The 16,551-nt window shown below is 73.2% G+C and carries 20 protein-coding genes; 13 read left to right on the top strand and 7 right to left on the bottom strand.

Features of this window, described 5'->3' with window-relative positions; translation table 11 throughout:
* Window positions 1-53: 53 nt before the first annotated feature.
* Window positions 54-968, bottom strand: coding sequence for a polysaccharide deacetylase family protein (locus ACIBBA_RS02060; RefSeq protein ID WP_396692863.1), 915 nt, complete (start codon window positions 966-968; stop codon window positions 54-56).
* Window positions 969-1,071: 103 nt separating this feature from the next.
* The gene (locus tag ACIBBA_RS02055; protein WP_350875807.1) at window positions 1,072-1,791 is read right to left on the bottom strand and encodes a response regulator transcription factor; all 720 of its coding nucleotides are present in this window, start codon (window positions 1,789-1,791) and stop codon (window positions 1,072-1,074) included.
* A gap of 245 nt (window positions 1,792-2,036) precedes the next feature.
* On the opposite strand from ACIBBA_RS02055, the gene ACIBBA_RS02050 reads away from it, so the two are divergent.
* The 7 genes from ACIBBA_RS02050 (at window position 2,037) to ACIBBA_RS02020 (ending at window position 7,237) form a co-directional block, all read left to right on the top strand.
* On the top strand, window positions 2,037-3,086 hold the full coding sequence (locus ACIBBA_RS02050; protein WP_396692861.1) for a hypothetical protein: 1,050 nt from the start codon (window positions 2,037-2,039) through the stop codon (window positions 3,084-3,086).
* A gap of 104 nt (window positions 3,087-3,190) precedes the next feature.
* Window positions 3,191-3,979, top strand: a complete 789-nt coding sequence (locus ACIBBA_RS02045; protein WP_396692859.1) for a DUF2993 domain-containing protein — start codon at window positions 3,191-3,193, stop codon at window positions 3,977-3,979.
* Window positions 3,980-4,067: 88 nt separating this feature from the next.
* On the top strand, window positions 4,068-4,145 hold the full coding sequence (locus tag ACIBBA_RS02040; RefSeq protein ID WP_311202345.1) for an Ms5788A family Cys-rich leader peptide: 78 nt from the start codon (window positions 4,068-4,070) through the stop codon (window positions 4,143-4,145).
* A 205-nt stretch (window positions 4,146-4,350) separates the two neighbouring features.
* Complete coding sequence (locus ACIBBA_RS02035; protein ID WP_350875801.1) at window positions 4,351-5,199, top strand: sulfurtransferase; 849 nt, start codon at window positions 4,351-4,353, stop codon at window positions 5,197-5,199.
* Window positions 5,200-5,202: 3 nt separating this feature from the next.
* Window positions 5,203-5,535 (top strand): DUF1416 domain-containing protein, encoded by a 333-nt coding sequence (locus ACIBBA_RS02030; protein WP_396692857.1) that lies wholly within the window; start codon window positions 5,203-5,205, stop codon window positions 5,533-5,535.
* A gap of 204 nt (window positions 5,536-5,739) precedes the next feature.
* On the top strand, window positions 5,740-6,294 hold the full coding sequence (locus tag ACIBBA_RS02025) for a winged helix-turn-helix domain-containing protein (RefSeq protein WP_396692855.1): 555 nt from the start codon (window positions 5,740-5,742) through the stop codon (window positions 6,292-6,294).
* Between the two features lie 79 nt (window positions 6,295-6,373).
* Window positions 6,374-7,237 carry a hypothetical protein gene (locus ACIBBA_RS02020; protein ID WP_396692854.1) on the top strand — a complete coding sequence of 288 codons (864 nt, stop codon included), beginning with the start codon at window positions 6,374-6,376 and terminating at the stop codon, window positions 7,235-7,237.
* A 209-nt stretch (window positions 7,238-7,446) separates the two neighbouring features.
* Here ACIBBA_RS02020 and ACIBBA_RS02015 read toward each other — a convergent pair whose 3' ends face one another.
* From ACIBBA_RS02015 to ACIBBA_RS02005, 3 genes are all read right to left on the bottom strand, one after another.
* Window positions 7,447-9,498 (bottom strand): glycogen debranching N-terminal domain-containing protein, encoded by a 2,052-nt coding sequence (locus ACIBBA_RS02015; RefSeq protein ID WP_396692852.1) that lies wholly within the window; start codon window positions 9,496-9,498, stop codon window positions 7,447-7,449.
* Window positions 9,495-9,875 carry an SCP2 sterol-binding domain-containing protein gene (locus ACIBBA_RS02010; RefSeq protein ID WP_396692850.1) on the bottom strand — a complete coding sequence of 127 codons (381 nt, stop codon included), beginning with the start codon at window positions 9,873-9,875 and terminating at the stop codon, window positions 9,495-9,497. Before ACIBBA_RS02010 ends, ACIBBA_RS02015 begins: the two co-directional genes overlap by 4 nt.
* A 92-nt stretch (window positions 9,876-9,967) precedes the next feature.
* On the bottom strand, window positions 9,968-10,342 hold the full coding sequence (locus tag ACIBBA_RS02005; protein ID WP_396692848.1) for a DsrE family protein: 375 nt from the start codon (window positions 10,340-10,342) through the stop codon (window positions 9,968-9,970).
* 12 nt (window positions 10,343-10,354) lie between these two features.
* Between ACIBBA_RS02005 and mtfM the strand changes: the two genes are divergently transcribed.
* Together mtfM and ACIBBA_RS01995 are read left to right on the top strand one after the other, a co-directional pair.
* A complete protein-coding gene (mtfM, locus tag ACIBBA_RS02000; RefSeq protein WP_067315095.1) occupies window positions 10,355-10,459 on the top strand; it encodes a small membrane protein MtfM in 105 nt (34 codons plus the stop codon).
* 55 nt (window positions 10,460-10,514) lie between these two features.
* Window positions 10,515-11,120 (top strand): FABP family protein, encoded by a 606-nt coding sequence (locus ACIBBA_RS01995; protein WP_396692846.1) that lies wholly within the window; start codon window positions 10,515-10,517, stop codon window positions 11,118-11,120.
* 93 nt (window positions 11,121-11,213) lie between these two features.
* On the opposite strand, the gene ACIBBA_RS01990 is transcribed toward ACIBBA_RS01995, so the two are convergent.
* Window positions 11,214-12,077 (bottom strand): aminotransferase class IV, encoded by an 864-nt coding sequence (locus tag ACIBBA_RS01990; protein WP_396692844.1) that lies wholly within the window; start codon window positions 12,075-12,077, stop codon window positions 11,214-11,216.
* 67 nt (window positions 12,078-12,144) lie between these two features.
* On the opposite strand from ACIBBA_RS01990, the gene ACIBBA_RS01985 reads away from it, so the two are divergent.
* The 4 genes from ACIBBA_RS01985 to ACIBBA_RS01970 all read left to right on the top strand — a co-directional run bounded on the left by ACIBBA_RS01985 (window position 12,145) and on the right by ACIBBA_RS01970 (window position 15,585).
* The gene (locus ACIBBA_RS01985) at window positions 12,145-12,573 is read left to right on the top strand and encodes a Fur family transcriptional regulator (protein ID WP_350875782.1); all 429 of its coding nucleotides are present in this window, start codon (window positions 12,145-12,147) and stop codon (window positions 12,571-12,573) included.
* Window positions 12,570-13,682, top strand: a complete 1,113-nt coding sequence (locus ACIBBA_RS01980) for a YgfZ/GcvT domain-containing protein (RefSeq protein ID WP_396692842.1) — start codon at window positions 12,570-12,572, stop codon at window positions 13,680-13,682. Before ACIBBA_RS01985 ends, ACIBBA_RS01980 begins: the two co-directional genes overlap by 4 nt.
* Before the next feature lie 22 nt (window positions 13,683-13,704).
* The gene (locus tag ACIBBA_RS01975; protein WP_396692840.1) at window positions 13,705-14,532 is read left to right on the top strand and encodes a 3-keto-5-aminohexanoate cleavage protein; all 828 of its coding nucleotides are present in this window, start codon (window positions 13,705-13,707) and stop codon (window positions 14,530-14,532) included.
* A gap of 93 nt (window positions 14,533-14,625) precedes the next feature.
* The gene (locus ACIBBA_RS01970) at window positions 14,626-15,585 is read left to right on the top strand and encodes an asparaginase (protein WP_396692838.1); all 960 of its coding nucleotides are present in this window, start codon (window positions 14,626-14,628) and stop codon (window positions 15,583-15,585) included.
* 121 nt (window positions 15,586-15,706) lie between these two features.
* Here ACIBBA_RS01970 and ACIBBA_RS01965 read toward each other — a convergent pair whose 3' ends face one another.
* The gene (locus ACIBBA_RS01965; RefSeq protein ID WP_396692836.1) at window positions 15,707-16,504 is read right to left on the bottom strand and encodes an alpha/beta fold hydrolase; all 798 of its coding nucleotides are present in this window, start codon (window positions 16,502-16,504) and stop codon (window positions 15,707-15,709) included.
* Between the last annotated feature and the right edge of the window lie 47 nt (window positions 16,505-16,551).

Genomic DNA, 16,551 nt, shown 5'->3' with positions numbered 1-16,551 from the left:
CGCACGGCCCCGGGCTGCCGCCGGCGTCCTGGCGTCCCGGGCCGTCCGCCGGGTCACGTCGGGTCGGTCGGCAGCGCCTCCAGCTCGAACCGCGAGGTCAGGTCCGGCAGGATGCGGTACAGCGAGTCAACCGTGCCCTGCCGGTTGCCGCCGGCGTCGTGCAGCAGCACGACCGATCCCGGTTCGACCGCGGTGAGCACCGTCGCGGTGATCCGGCCCGCGCCGGGTGTGTCCCAGTCCGACGGATCGACCGTCCAGTGCACCGGCGTCATGCCCAGGGAGTGCGCCGTCGAGACGACGGGATAGGTCCACGCGCCGCCGGGCTGGCGGTACCAGACGATCGGCGCGTCGGGCACCGCCGCCCGGATCGCCTCGTTCGTCCGCAGCAGGTCGGTCCGGATCGCGGCCGGCGAACGCTTGCCCAGGGTGACGTCGTGGTTCCAGGAGTGGTTGCAGAGGGTGTGCCCGTCGGCCACGATCGCCCGGATCAGGTCCGGATGGTTCTGCGCGTTCTCCCCGACCACGCAGAAGGTCGCTTTCACGCCGAACTCGCGGAGCGCCGTGAGGACCTGCGGCGTGTACTGCGGATCCGGTCCGTCGTCGAAGGTCAGCGCGACCTTCTGGTTGCCGGTGGTGGAGTGCGCGCCGAAAAGGTTGTCACCCGTGGCGTCCTGGGCGGAGCCGTCCTGCCCCGCCTCGGTCGGGCCGGCGCTGCCGCCGTCCGGGTGCGGGGTCGAGGTGTCCGGTTCGGCCGGCTGGTCGGCGGAGTCCGGGTCCAGGTCGCCGGTGACCCCGGTGGCGTTGTGTTGCGGCCGGTCCGGGACCAGGCTCCGGCCCAGGGCGTACGCCGAGCCGAGCAGCACGGCCACCACCACGGCGACGGTGGCGACCGCGCGGCCGGTGGAACCCGGCCGCAGCAGCGCTCGTAGCCGGTCCGTCCACCGGCTCCCGCCGCTCCCCGTGGTCATCGCACGCACCATCGCCCCTTCCGCTGACAACCCGGCAGTCAGAATAGGTCCGACTGTCGGCGCAAAAAGGGCATATCGGAAATAGACCCCGAGAGGGGGAGGGTCAAACCGGCAGCGGCGCGTGCTCCGCCTCGGGCAGCGACCGCGACGGCGGCACGACGAACTTGTAGCCCACCTGCCGGACGGTGCCGATCATCGACTCGTACTCCGAGCCGAGCTTGGCCCGGAGCCGTCGGACGTGCACGTCGACCGTCCGGGTGCCGCCGAAGTAGTCGTAGCCCCAGACCTCGCGCAGGAGCTGGTCGCGGGTGAAGACCCGACCCGGGTGCTGGGCGAGGAACTTCAACAGCTCGAACTCCTTGTAGGTGAGATCGAGCGGCCGGCCCTTGAGCTTGGCGGCATAGGTGTCCGGGTCGATGGTCAGCTCGCCGGCCCGGATCGAGCCGCCGGCGCCGGCAACCGCGTTGGTCAGCCGGCCCACCGCGAGTCGCAGCCGGGCCTCGACCTCGGCCGGCCCGGCCGAGGCGAGGATGACGTCGTCGACGCCCCAGTCGGCGTTCAGGGCGATCAGCCCGGCCTCGGTGACCACCGCGACCAGCGGGACGCCCAGCCCGGTGGCGTGCAGCATCCGGCAGGTCGCCCGGGCCTCGCTGAGCTCGGAGCGGGCGTCGACCATGACCGCGTCGGGACTCGGGCCGGCGACCAGCGTGCGGACGTCGCGCGGCGCTGTGCGAACCGAGTGGGGCAGCAGGTCGAGTGCCGGCAGCACTGCGGACGGTTCGCCTGCGCGTGCGCTCACCAGCAGCAGGATCTCCACGATCACCTCCGTCCCGGCGGCCTCTCGGCCGCACGCGACCAGCTGCACTCCGTGTCGGGGTGCGCTGAGAACTAGCGTGGGTCCCGGCGTCGCTGACGGGCGGGGTAACGGGTTGAGCGTAACCGATCGCTCCGGCCGCGCCGTGGGAGCACTTCCACTTTGTTCGCTTTGCCCTTGATCGCGGCGCACCTTTTAACGTTGTCGAAACCCGTGACCTCCGCGCCGGGGGGTCGGTCTGGCACGATCGGGGCGTGTTTCCCTCCACCTCGCCCGAGACCGGCCGGGACCCATGGTCCGACGGGCCCCGTCCGGGCCCTGGCCACGGCCAACCGCCGGCGCCGCGCAGCGGCCCGAATCCCGACGACGATGATCGCCGGGAGCGCAGCGGACCCCGCCGGGCCCGGCGCGGTGGTGAGCCGGCCCGTCGTACGGACGACGACGCGGCGGTCGAGCCGGACGAGGAGGTCGTGCCGCCCGTCGAGGTGCGCCGGCCGCTCTCGGTGGCCACCGCAGGGTTCGCCGCCCTGCTCGGGGTCGGCCTGGTGCTCGGGGCGCAGACCTCCGGGCCGGGGCACCGGCTGCCCTTCGCGATCGTCATCTTCGGCGTCCAGCTGCTCTTCGTGCTGGCCTGGACGATGGCCATGCGCCCGCCCGCGGTGCTGCTGGTCGCACTGGTCAGCGTGGGCGCGGCCGTGGCGGCCGACACGGCGGCGGTGCAGTCGGACATCGCCGGCCTGGCGCCGCTGGGCTACGTCGCCGCCGGCGGCTTCGTCCTCGGCGTGCTCGGTCAGCTGGTCCGCCGGGTCGACCGGGTGCGGGTGACCGACTCGCTCGGCACCACGTTGCTGATCGTGGTCGGCGTGGTCGCCTTCGGCACGCTGATCGTGCTGAGCCGGATCCCGGCCGGCACCCAGGCGATCACCGTCTGCCTGACCGCCAGCGGCGTCGCGCTCACCGTGGCCCGGTTGACCGACGCGGTCGCACCGTGGCCCCGGCTCGCTCCCCAGGTGCCCCGAGGTGCGGCCGGCGTGGTCGGCGGCGCGATGGTCGGCACCCTGGCCAGCGCGGCGCTGGGCAGCTACCTGGTCACCCCGTTCACCCCGACCCGGGCGGCCATCATCGGGCTGGTCGCGGCGGTCACCGCCGTGCTGGCCGACCTCGCCGTGGGTTACGCCGAGGCGGGCCGGCTGATGGCCGGCGAGCCGCCGACCATGTGGGTCGCCCGGCACATGCAGGGCCCGCTCGGCGGGTTCGCCCTGGCCGCGCCGGCGGCGTACGCCATGTGCATGCTCTTCCTCTGAACGTACGGTTGAGCGCGACGCCGGCCGGGTACCAACGGTGCGCCGCCCGGCGGCACCGGCAGTGACCATGCGCCGCGGCGCGGCGAGCGGAGACAGGAGACGGTGTGGCGCAGGCCCAAGCGGCGTACGAGGAACGTCCACGGCGACGCGGGCGCAAGGCGCTCGTCGTGCTCGTCGTCCTGCTGCTCGTACTGGGCGGGATCCTGGTGATCGCCGACCGGGTGGCCGTCGGCGTGGCCGAGCGGGCCATCGCCGACCAGGTCCGCCAGGAGGTGGCCAAGCAGAACGCGCAGTCCGCCCCGCCGGAGGTCGAGGTGGGCGGCTTCCCGTTCCTCAACCAGGTGCTCGATGGCCGCTACGAGCGCATCTCCATCCTGCTGCGGGAGGTGCGCGGCTCGGTGCAGGGCGACGCGATCAGCCTTCCGGAGCTCGACGTGGACGCCCGCAACGTCCGGGCCTCGCTCGACACCATCCGCTCCGGCCAGGGTGACGTGGTCGCCGAGACCGTCAACGGCACCGGCACGATCAGCTACCAGAGCCTGGCGGCCCTGCTCGACCGGCCCGGCCTCACCCTCGGCGAGCAGGGCGGCAAGCTCGCGGTCACCGCCCCGGTGGACATCCTCGGCGCGAAGCTGACCGTCACCGGCACGGCCGACGTGACGGTCAGCAAGCAGGGGCAGGTCAGCCTGCGCTTCAACAACCTGGACGCCGAGGGGCTGCCGAACCTGCCGCTGGCCCGCACGCTGCTGAACAACTACGCCAAGGGCATCTCGGTCGACGTGCCCCTGCCCGACCTGCCCTTCCAGCTCGCCGTCCGCGAGGTCCGGCCGACGCCCGAGGGGCTGACGGTCACCGCGGACGCGAAGGACGTACCCATCAACTCGGCCGGCTGAGTCGAGGGCGGCCCCCGGGTCGCGGCGGCGTCCCGGATGCTGGTCGGGCCGGTGGCGCCTCCGGTGGTGGCTGGTAGGCTCCCTGACCATGGGGACGCTCCTCACCAAACGGCGCGCGGTCGACCTGTGCCGCGTGGCCACCTGCCTGTGTCGCCCCGTCATCTGACGGCGGGGCTGTCCTCGGTCGCCTGAGCGACCACCGGCACGCAGGGTTCGCAAACCCCAGTGCTTTCCCCTCATCGCCCGGCAGCGGCGCCGTCGCACGAACCCGTGATCCGTCCTTCCCAAGGGGTCCCGCGCGTGGTGCGACACTTACACACTTCGATCTCCGCGCGCTGGCTCACCATCCATCCTGACCAGGGAGTGATCTGATGAGTCGCGACACCGCACTCGTCTCGGCCGACTGGGCCGAGAAGAACCTCGACGCCCCGGGCGTCGTCTTCGTCGAGGTCGACGAGGACACCTCGGCCTACGACACTGGCCACATCGCCGGGGCCATCAAGCTGGACTGGAAGACCGACCTGCAGGACCCGGTGCGCCGGGACTTCGTGAACAGGACCCAGTTCGAAGCGCTCCTCTCCGAGCGCGGGATCAGCAACGACGACACGGTGGTCCTGTACGGCGGCAACAACAACTGGTTCGCCGCGTACGCCTACTGGTACTTCAAGCTCTACGGCCACCGCGACGTGAAGCTGCTCGACGGCGGTCGCAAGAAGTGGGAGCTGGACGCCCGGCCGCTGGTCAAGGACGCGGTGACCCGTCCGGCGACGCAGTACGTCGCGCAGGAGCCGGACACCTCGATCCGGGCCTTCCGCGACGAGGTGGTGGCCGCGATCGGCACCAAGAACCTGGTCGACGTGCGTTCCCCCGACGAGTTCGCCGGCCGGTTGCTCGCCCCCGCGCACCTGCCGCAGGAGCAGGCGCAGCGGGCCGGGCACATCCCGACCGCGATCAGCGTGCCGTGGTCGAAGGCGGCCAACGAGGACGGCACCTTCAAGTCCGACGACGAGCTGCGCAGGATCTACGCCGACGCGGGGCTGGACGACGGCAAGGAGACCATCGCCTACTGCCGGATCGGCGAGCGCTCCTCGCACACCTGGTTCGTCCTGCAGGAGCTGCTCGGGCACCGCAGCGTGAAGAACTACGACGGTTCCTGGACCGAGTACGGCTCGCTGGTCGGCGTGCCGGTCGCGCTCGGCGACGAGCCGGGGGAGGCCTGAGCCATGACTGCTCCTGCTGCTCCCACCGCTGCGGGTTGCGCCGCTCCCGACCAGGCCGCGCCGTTGCCGGCCAGCCTGGATCTGGAGAAGGAGACCGTCATCACCGGCGTCGTCCGCTCCGCCGAGGGCGAGGCCGTGCCGGGCGCCTACGTCCGGTTGCTCGACTCGACCGGTGAGTTCACCGCCGAGGTGGTCACCTCCGCAGCCGGTCAGTTCCGGTTCTTCGCCGCGCCCGGCGCCTGGACCCTGCGGGCGCTCTCCCGGCACGGCAACGGCGACACCGCCGTGACCGCCGGCCGGGGCATCAACGAGGTGGGCGTCACCGTCGCCTCCTGACCCACTGCTCTGATCGACCGGGGCCGGTCACCCTCGCGGGTGGCCGGCCCCGGTCGTGTACACCGACGACGCCGAGCCTTCGATCAGGTTCCGGGCAGTGACGAGCCCGAGACTTACCGCTAGGCTTGGCCCGAGCCCCATCGGTGGTCGTCACTGCCGATGGGTGGGAGCTTCTCACGTCAGCACGTCCGCCCAGGAGGCAGCGTGTCCGGTGCAGAAGTCCCTATCGTCGTCTGCGTCAGCGCCGACGTCGCGGTCCGCCAGCGGGTGTTACGCCGCCTCGACGGGGTCGCGCCGGTGGTGAGCTGCGCCGACCTCGCCGAGTTGCGGGCGGTGCTGTTCGCGCCGACAGCGACGGCGTCACCCCCGCCCGCGCCGCGGCCGGTGAAGCCGGCGGAGCCCCCCGAGGCGCCCGGCGACGCTACGGGCGAGTCGTCGGAGCGTCCGGTCGGCTGGGGCGAGCTGCTCGTCGACCGGGCCGGGCACCTGGTGACCTGGCGCGGCGAACCGCTCTCGCTGACCCGTACCGAACGGGAGTTGCTCGCCCGGCTGGTCACCCCACCGATCTCGGTCTGGAGCTACGAGCGGCTCTTCGGCGCCGTCTGGGGCGGTGCCTACCTGGGCGACGCGGCGATCCTGCACTCGGCCGTCAAACGGCTCCGTCGCAAGCTGCGTCCGCTGCCCGGTGGGCCCCGGGTACGCACGGTGCGCGGCGTCGGCTACCGGCTGGACGCCGCGCCCCGGGCCACCAGCGGCTGACCGCGCCGGCGCCGGCCCGGCCGCCCCGGGCCCCGAACGCGCCGCCGGCCGGGCTGCAGCCGCGTGACACGATGACCGGGTGAGCGGTGCTGTGCAGGCGGGGTACGCCCCGCCGACCGGGCCTGACGCGCCGGCCCCCACCCGGCGTCGGCGCTGGCTGCTCGCCGCCACCGTCGCCTGGGCGTTGCTGCTCGGGGTGCTGGCCTGGATCTCCGTCCGCGACGACCCGCCCAGCGTGCGCGAACAGCGCAGCCTCGGCGAGGCGGGTCCGGTGGTGGACCGGGCGGTCGGTGAGCTGGCCGCAGCGGCCGGCGGGACGGTGGTGTGGGAGCTGACCCCGGCGCGGGTCGACCGGGGCTGCCGGATCACCCCGTTCGCCGACGGGGCGACCCTGACCCGGGGTGTCGACGTGGCCGTGCCCGAGGGCGGTGAACGGGAACTGCTCGAGCGGATCGCGGACCGGCTGCCGGCCGGTTGGCGGGCCGGCGTACGGACGACGCCGGACGGGCTGCGGCTGCGCGCCGACGTCGGCGAATTCGTCGCCCTGGACGGACGACCCGGCGAGGACGGGTGGGTCCGGCTCACCGTCCGTACCGGTTGCCGGCTCGTGGGTGCCGGCTACGCCCCGACGACCGGCCCGGCCGGCGCGGAGACGGTCGCCCTGGCTGACGCGCTGCGGGCCCTCGGCCAGCCGGGCCCGGCGACGCCCGAACTGGTGAGCGCGCCCTGCCCCGGCGGCGGCGTCGCCCGGACCGCCCGCGCCGCCGAGGCTGCCGCCGGCTCGACCGACCCGGCCGCCGCCCTCGCCCCGCTCGCCACCGGCGGCCCGGTCCTGGACACCCCCGGCGCGTACGCCTATCGCACCGGCCCGGTGACCGTCCTGGCCGACGCCCGAGCCGAGCACCCCCGCCTGACCGCCACCCACCCCTGCCCCACCCCCTGACCCCACCCCGGCCCCCGCGCCCACCCCGGCCCCGCGAACGCCCTGTCCGGCCGCCAGTTGATCATGAAGTTATTGCCGTGACGCGCCGTGGTGGATGACAACAACTTCATGATCACCGGCGGGCCGGCGCTGGGGGTCGGGCGCCGGGGGTCGGGCGCCGGGCGCTGCGGGTCGGGGGCCGGGGGTTGGGGGCCGGGGGCCCGGCCGGGTCAGGGTTGGGACTGGTCGGTGGGGGTGCGGCTGCGGCCGAGGGCGTCGACCTTGCCCCAGCGGCCGGGGATGTCGAGCAGTTCGATGCGGCCCATGCCCTCCGGCACGGCCGGGTCGATGATCAGATGCTCGCCCTGCGGCTCCAGGCCGAGCATGACCCGGAGCAGCAGCAACGGCGTTCCGGTCGACCAGGCCTGCGGGCTGCACGCGGTCGGATACCGCACCGGGTAGTCGGTGAGGTTCCGCTCGTAGCCCGCGAACGCCTCCGGCAGCCGCCCGTCGAAGAACCGGGACGCGGCCAGGATCGCATCGCAGATCCGGCCGGCCTCCTCCCGGTAGCCGTACCGCCAGAGCCCCCAGGCGATGATCGAGTTGTCGAACGGCCAGACCGTGCCGACGTGGTAGCCGATCGGGTTGTACCGACCCTGGTCGTCGGCGAGGGTCCGGACGCCCCAACCGGAGAAGAGCCGCGGCCCGAGCAGGTGCTCGGCGATCCGGCCGGCCCGGGACTCGTCCACGATGCCGCTCCAGAGCAGGTGGCCGATGTTCGAGGCGAGCGCGTCCACCTGCCGGCCGTCGGCGTCCAGGGCGAGCGCGTAGTACTCCCGGTCCGCGATCCAGAAGTCCCGGTTGAACCGCTGTTTCAGCTCGGCGGCCTCCCGTTCCAGCCGGTCGGCGTACGCCGGGTCGTTCCAGAACTTCCGGGCCAGCCGGGCCCCGCGGATCTTCGCGTCGTAGGCGTACCCCTGCAGCTCGCAGGTGGCCCGGGGAAAGCCGGGCAGCCGGCCGTCGGCGAAGGAGATGGCGTCCCAGGAGTCCTTCCAGCACTGGTTCTGCAGCCCGGTCTCGTGATTGCGGGTCTGGTACCAGATGTAGCCGGTGCCGAGCAGGTCGCCGTAGCTGTCGATCCAGTCCAGCGCGGCCCGGATCTGCGACTCCAGCAGGAGCACCAGCTGGCTGTCCCCGGTCCACCGCTCGTACTCGTCGAGCAGGATGACGAAGAGCGGAGTGGAGTCCGCCGAGCCGTAGTAGGGCGAGTGCGGCTGCTCCTCGAAGCCGGCCGTCTCGCCGTACCGCAGCTCGTGCAGGATCTTCCCCGGTTCCTCGTCCCGGAAGTCGTCCACCCGGTGCCCCTGGAGACCGCCGAGGATCTGGATGGTCGGTGGGATCAGCTCCGGCAGGAACGGCAGCACCTGCAGCGAGGTGAAGATGCTGTCCCGGCCGAAGAGGGTCATGAACCAGGGCAGGCCGGCGGCGAGCAGCCGGACCCCGAGGGCGATCGACTCGTAGCGCAGCGCCGCGAGGTCGTTCAGGCTGCTCCGGTACGCGCCGGCCAGCGGCTGGCAGTCGCAGCCGAGCTTCGGCGCCCGTTCGATCAGCTCGGTCTGCTCGGCCTGGATGGCGGTCACGTTCCGGCTGCCGCCGTACGGCAAGGTGGCGCGGATGTCCTCGCCGCGGGCGCCGTAGACCACGGTCGCCACGTGCAGCCGCGTGGTCCACTCGCCGTGCCCGTCGATCCGGATCCGGAACGTCATGCCCGACACGTCGATCTGCGCCGGCTCGCTGGTGGTGACCACCGCCTCCCGGTGGAAGGCCTCCCGGCGGTAGGTCAGCCGCAGTTCGTTGCCGCTCACCGTGGCGGTGGTCCGGCCCTTCTTCTGCCGGGCGTGCTTGATCTCGAAGAGGTCGGCGAAGTCGGCGCCGACGTCGAGTCGCAGGGTGAACTCGACCGGATCACGCGAGTGGTTCAGCACGGTCAGCTCCTCCTCGAAGCTGCCGCCGATCGCCCGGCTGCGGATCACCGAGACCCGGGCGTCCAGGTAGTGCGTCGGCTCACCGGGCGCCAGGAAGAACCGGGTGCGGTAGGACTCCGCGTCGTCGATGGAGAGCGGGTGCAGCCGTTCCCCGTCCAGGGTCAGCAGCCAGGTGGAGAGGAAGCGGGTGTCGAAGGAGAAGAGCCCGGTGGGGAAGTCGAACGAGGGCTCGATGTCACCGCGCCGGTCGGTAACCAGGAAGGTGTTGCCGTCCAGGATGCTGACCAGGTCCTTCACGCCAGCCGTCCGGTCTGCTCCCGAGCCGCCTCGCGCGGATCACGGGTGCCCGGTGGGTCCGGGAAGAACCTCCGGAAGGCCAGGAAGAGCACCACGTTTCCGCTGAACGTGCTCTCGTTGCGCAACACCGCGGCGACTCCCTGCGCCTCGCCGCGCACCAGCCGGTCGAAGAGGTCCGCGCTGCTGTACCAGAGGGCGTCGGCCGGCCCGCGGTGACGGCTCACCTCGACCGTTCCCGGTCGCATCACGACCAGCCAGTGGTCGGTCTCGTCACCGGTGGAGAGGTCGATCTGGAGGGTTCCGCTGACCAGGCCGCGCAGGACGTCGGGGGCGCGCGCCGGCAGCGATTCGAAGAACCGCTCCGCCGTCTCGCTCACATCCGAATCGTAGGCAGCGGTCTGACATACCGGGTCAGTATCGGCAGTCCGCCCTCACCGGACATAGCAGGCCCGGGTTCGTGGACCGGTAATCAGTAGACCAGCGCCTGCGCGCCCTCGGCCATCGCCTCTTCGACGAAGACCGCGGCGCCGGCGATCCGTACGCCGGGCAGCACGTCGTCCGGGCCGATCTCCCGGCGGGCCGCGCACTGGGTGCAGGCGGTTACCGTGCCGCTGGTCAGCACCACGTGCAGCAGCTCGGCCAGCGGGGCCGAGTGCGGCAACTCGAACTGCTGGGCGCGCCCTGGCAGCGCGAACCAGGTGGACTCCCCGGTGAGCCAGAGGGAGACGTGCACGCCGGCTGCGGCGGCCGTCGCGGCCACCGTGAACGCCTGGGCGCACCGCTCCGGAGCGTCCGCGCCGGCGGTGGCCTTGACGACGAGAGTGCGGGCCATGAGGCCCAGCATAGGATGGTCGGGATGGTCACCGAGATCGGGTTCGTCAGCCTGCTGGTCGCCGGCCTGGGCGCGCTCGCCGGTGGCCTGGTCTATCTGGCTGTACGCCTGTCGAGAGGTAAATGGTGAGCGCGAGGAGTGAGCCGGGTTTGCGAGCCCCGCAGTCGCGATCGAAAGGTGAATGGTGAGCGCGAATCCGTCGGACGACAACCCCCTCCAGCCGCCGCCGTGGCTGAACGCGCCGCCGGTCGAGCCGTACCCCTACGAGGAGAGCCACGACCTGCGGGTCGGCCCGAAGCTGCACCCCGCCCTGGACGGCCTGCTGCCGTACATCGGCGTGTGGCGCGGCCGTGGCCGGGGCGGATTCCCCACGATCGAGGACTTCGACTTCGCTCAGGAGATCCGGATCAGCCACGACGGGAGGCCGTTCCTCTCCTACGAGTCGCGGGCCTGGATCCTCGACGAGCAGAGCCGCCCGGTGCGCCCGGCCGGCCGCGAGGTCGGCTGGTGGCGGCCGGTGTTCGACGGTGACCGGGCCACCAACGAGCTGGAGGTGTTGCTGACCACGCCGACCGGGGTGATGGAGCTCTACCTCGGCCGGCGCAACGGCACCCAGGTCGAGCTGGTCACCGACGCCGTGGTGCGTACGGCGACGGCCAAGGAGGTCACCGCGGGGCACCGGCTCTTCGGCATTGTCGAGGGCGCCCTGCTCTACGCCCAGGAGATGGCCGCGGTCGGCCACGGCCTCAGCCCGCACCTGTCCGCCCGCCTCACCCGCGTGGCCGGCTGACCTCCGCGGTCCCCAACCCGTCCCGCCCGCCAATCGCGTCGATCATGAGGTTGACGGCTCCGCCGTGCGCGGAAAGCGCCGTCAGCCTCATGGTCACGACTGTTCGACGTCCGGCACGGGGAAGGCGACGAGCTTCTGCAGCGGTGGGGTGTGCGGGGAGCGGGGGAGCGGTTCGCCGTCGAGCGCGGTGACCTCGGTGAGGCCGCGTACCGACGAGCTGAACCAGACCCCGTCGGCGGCGCGCAGCTCGGTCGGGGTGACCATCCGTTCGGCGGCGTCGAAGCCCAGCTCGCCGGCGTGCCCGAGCAGCCAGGCGGCGGTGGTGCCGGGCAGGATGCCGGTGCTGGCCGCGGGCACGGTGCAGAGGGTGCCGCCGGTCAGCCAGACCAGGTTCGCGGTCGGCCCCTCCAGCGCGTACCCGTCGGAGGAGACCCAGAGCACGTCGTCGACGCCGGCCCGCTGCGCCCAGCGGCGGGCCGCGGTGCTCACCGCGTACGACGTGGACTTGATCCCGGCGGGCAGCCAGTCCAGGGCGGTCCGGGACTCGGCCGGCACGCCGAGCGGCAGGGTCGCCACGGTGATCCCGGTGGCCCGGGCGCGCCGGGACGCCGCCGGGACCTCGGCGAGGGTGGCGTAGACGGTCGGTGGCCCACCGCCCTCCGGCCCCCGGGTGCAGACCAGCCGCAGCGCGCCCTCCACCTCGGCCGGCCATCCGGCGCGGACCGCGTCGAGCAGCCCGACCAGCACCGCCCGGGGCGGCAGGGTGAGCTCCACGGCTGCCGCGGCCCGGGCCAGCCGGCTCAGGTGGGCGTCGCGCAGCCACGGCCGCCCGTCGCGCAGGTGCATGGTCTCGAAGAGCCCGTCGCCGCGCAGCACACCCAGGTCGTCCCCGCGTAGCACCGGCTCCCCGGCGGACACGGCGCCGCGGCCGAGCACGGCGATCCTCGATGTCACCATGACCGCCGAGCGTAGCGGCGGACGCGGCGGCCCGGGAGCGCCGTGGCGGCCGAACTATGATCGGACGGTGTCCGAATCCTCCCTCGCGGAAATGCTCCGCTCCCGTGGCCTGCGGCTGACGGCGCAGCGACAGCTCGTCCTCCAGGCGGTGCTGGACCTCGGTCACGCCACCCCCGAGCAGGTGCACACGGCCGTCCGTGAGGTGGCCGCGGGCGTGAACATCACCACCATCTACCGGACGCTGGAGCTGCTGGAACGGCTCGGCCTGGTGACCCACACCCATCTCTCGCACGGCTCGCCGACGTACCACGCCGCCGGGGAGCACCAGCACGTCCACCTGGTCTGCCGGCAGTGCGGGGCGATCGACGAGATCGATCCCGACCTGCTCCGGCCGCTCGCCGACCAGCTGGTTGAGCAGCGGGGGTTCCGGGTCGACATCGGGCACGTGTCGCTCTTCGGCCTCTGTGGCCGCTGTGAGAACGGGGACTCGGAATGATCGACATCGCGGGCGCGGTGGCCGTCGAGAGCATCGACGAGGCCACCCGCGACCAGCCCGAGCCGGCGCACGTGGCGGCCGGGGTACGCGGGGTCGCCGCCCACTACGGCGATCCGATGCGCGAGCAGCGCGTCCTCGACACCGCGGTCGGCCTGGTCGACCGGTCCCACCGGGGTGTCGTGGCGGTGCCCGGCGAGGAGCGGGCCAGCTGGCTGCACACGCTCACCTCGCAGCACCTCGCCGACCTGACTGCCGGTGAGGGCACCGAGCTGCTGGTCCTCTCTCCGCACGGGCACGTCGAGCAGCACGCCATGGTGGCCGAGGACGGCCTCACCACCTGGCTGGACACCGAGCCGGGAGCGACCGGCGGCCTGCTGACCTACCTGGAGAAGATGCGGTTCTTCAGCAAGGTCGAGCCGCGCGACGCGACCGCCGACCACGCACTGCTCTCGCTGGTCGGGCCGGAGGCGACCGCGGCGCTCGAGACGCTCGGGGTGACCGGGCTGGCGGCACCCGACGCGGTCGCGGTGCCGGGTCCGAAGTTCCGCCAGGGCACGGTGCCGCCCCGACCGTCCGTGCGGTACGCGGTCAAGCCGCTGCCCGTCGGTGGCTGGGCCCGCCGGGTTCCGCTCGGCGTGGACCTGCTGGTGCCCCGGGAGTCGATGGAGCAGGTGGTCGCGCAGTTGCGCGGCGCCGGAGTGCCCGTCGCCGGGCTCTGGGCGTACGAGGCGATCCGGGTGGCCGCCCGCCGGCCCCGGGTCGGGGTGGACACCGACCACCGGACCATCCCCGCCGAGGTGGACCTGATCGAGCCGGCGGTGCACCTGGAGAAGGGCTGCTACCGGGGCCAGGAGACGGTGGCCCGGGTGCACAACATGGGCCGCCCGCCGCGCCGCCTCGTCCTGCTGCACCTGGACGGTGTGACCACCGACCAACCGCCGGTCGCCGGCACCCCGGTCACCCTCGACGGCCGGGCGGTCGGCTTCGTCGGCACCGCGGTGCACCACTACGAGCTGGGCCAGATCGCGCTGGCGGTGATCAAGCGGAACGTCCCGGAGGACGCCCGCCTCCTGATCAACGAGACCGTGGCGGCGATCGACCCGGTCTGAGCCCGGCGTCTAGGATCCCGGCATGACGACAGGGACGTTGATCACGGTTGCCCCCACCGGCGCGGAGTCGGCCAAGGCGGAGGTTCCGGCGCTGCCGGTGACCCTCGACGAGCTGCTGCTCACCGCGAAGGAGTGCGAGGCGCTGGGCGCCGCCGTGATCCACGTCCACATCCGGGACGACGAGGCGAAGCCCACCCTCGACCAGGGCCGGCTGCGGGAGACCGTGGCGGCGCTGCGGGAGAGCACCGACCTGATCGTCCAGCTCTCCTCCGGTGGCGCGGTCACCGACCCGGAGGCTGCCCGGCTCGCGGTGCTCGACGCCGGCCCGGACATGGCCTCCTGCACCATGGGCACGGTCAACTTCGGTGACGACGTCTTCCTCAACCGCTGGGAGTTCATCGTCGACCTGCACACCCGGATGCAGGAGCGGGGCGTCGTGCCCGAGTACGAGATCTTCGAACTCGGCCACCTGACCGCGTTGCAGCGGCTGCTCGGCAAGTACGGCCTGCCGCACGGCGGGCACGTGCACGTCGACTTCGTGATGGGCGTGCCGGGCGGCATGCCGGGCACCACCGAGACGCTGGTGGCGGCCCGGCAGATGCTGCGCGACCTGCCGGAGGGGACGACCTTCTCCGCCACCGGCATCGGTCGCAGCAGCATCTCGGTGCTGCTAGCGTCGCTCTCCGCCGGCGGGCACCTGCGGGTCGGCATGGAGGACACCGTGACCTACGCCAAGGGGCGGCCGGTGGAGTCCAACATGCAGCTGGTCGCCCGCGCGGTCGGCTTCGCCCAGCTCGCGCAGCGCCCGCCGCTGACCACCGCGCAGGCCCGCGAGCTGCTCGGGCTGTAAGGGCAGCCCCGTCCAGCACTCCTGTCACTGAATCCGGGAAGACCTGGTCACCCGGGCGTCGCCCACCGCGCACCCGTCGGTACCGTCCACACCGTGGGAAAGACGTACGAGGGCGGCGCGCCGCTCGCCGAAGTGGTCCGGTCCGGGTTCGTGGAGGGGATGCACCGCGGCTCGGTGGTGGTGCTCGACGCGTCCGGGGCGACGGTGGCCGCCACCGGTGACGTGACATCCGCGATCTTCCCTCGCTCGGCGAGCAAGCCGATGCAGGCGATCGGGATGCTCCGCGCCGGCCTGTCGCTGGCTGATCCGGCCGACCTGGCCCTGGTCTCCGCCAGCCACGCCGGTGAGGAGTTCCACCTCGCCCGGGTCGGTGCGCTGCTCGCCCGCGCCGGGCTGGACGAGTCGGCGCTGCACTGTCCGCCGGACCTGCCGGTGGGCGCGGCGGCCCGCGCCGCGGTGCTGCGGGCCGGGGGCGGGCCGACCCGGACCCAGATGAACTGCTCCGGCAAGCACAGCGGCATGCTGCTCACCTGCCTGGCGGCCGGCTGGCCGCTGGACGGCTACTGGCGTCCGGAGCACCCGCTGCAGCAGCGCCTGCGGGCGGCGATCGAGGAGTTCACCGGCGAGGAGGCGGCGGCCGTGGGCGTGGACGGCTGCGGCGCTCCGGTGCTCGCCGTCTCGCTGACCGGGCTGGCCGGGGCGTTCCTCCAGCTGGTCGCGGCCGAGGTCGGCTCGTTGCCCCGGACGGTGGCCGACGCGATGCGGGCGTACCCCGAGATCGTCGGCGGCACCGAGGCCGACGACACCCGCCTGATGCGCGGCATCCCCGGCCTGCTCGCCAAGGTCGGCGCGGAGGGCGTGATCGCCGTGGCGCTGCCCGGGGTGGGCGCGGTGGCCCTGAAGATCGACGACGGCGCCGGCCGGGCCCGGATGCCGGTGCTGGTCTCCGCGTTACGCCGCCTCGGCGTCGAGGCCCCGGTCCTCACCGAGTACGCCGAGCTTCCCCTCCTGGGCGGCGGCGTCCCCGTAGGCGCCATCCGCCCCCTCTGGTAACCCCTCCCCACCCGCCGGCCCCTGACCGGCGTTGATCAAGAGGTTCGCGTCAGGTTCGATCTCCAAACTGACGCGAACCTCTTGATCAACAGGGTCGGGGGCGGGGGCGGGGCAGGCGGGGTCAGGGGAGGAAGTTGAGCAGGGCGGCGTTGATCGGGTGGGGCTGCTCCAGGGGCGCCAGGTGGGCGGCGTCGGGTACGTCCGGGAGGCGCACCGCCTGGGGGGTCTCGGCCGCGATGCGGTCGGCCAGACGGCGGATGTCCGCGAGGTCGTCGGCGCCGGCCCCGACCAGTACCGGCATCCCCAGCTCGCCGAGCCGCTCGATCGCCGGCGGGTCGAGCTCGCCGATCTCGACGGCGCTGAGCGCCAACTCGGCGGCGAGCGCGCGCTGGTCCATCTCCTCGGCGAAGCGGATCAGCTCCGGGTCGACGTCCGCCGGCTGCCGGGACGGGCCCACCACCCAGAACCGCACCTCGCCGGCGGCGCTGGCCACGAAGTCCTCCGGATCGACCTCGCCGACCAGGTCGTCCCAGAGCTGCTCGGTCTCCTCGGACCACTCGTGGCCGGAGATCGCGGCGCCGATGAGGGCCAGCGCGGAGACCCGCTCCGGGTGGGCCAGCGCGGTGTCCACCGCGACCCGGCCACCGAAGGAGCAGCCGACCAGGGCGGCCCGGGGCAGGTCGAGCGCGTCCAGCAGCCCGACCACGTCGTCATGGTGGGTGAACGGGGCCGGCGGCAGCTCCGATTCGCCGTAGCCGCGCAGGTCGGGAACGATCACGCGGTGCCGGGTGGCCAGCGCGTCGACCTGTTCCCGCCACATCCGCCGGTCCGCGATGCCGGCGTGCAGCAGCACCACGGGGCTACCCGCGCCGACCTCGTCGTACGCCAGCACCGCGCCGTTCACCTCGATCTTGGTCATCGGAGGAAGGTACCAGCGGGCGATGCTCATGCAAGCGCGTGGATGAG

The organism is Micromonospora sp. NPDC051006 (genome assembly GCF_044456245.1).
Lineage (GTDB): Bacteria > Actinomycetota > Actinomycetes > Mycobacteriales > Micromonosporaceae > Micromonospora.
This window is presented reverse-complemented; position numbering and strand designations above follow the sequence as displayed.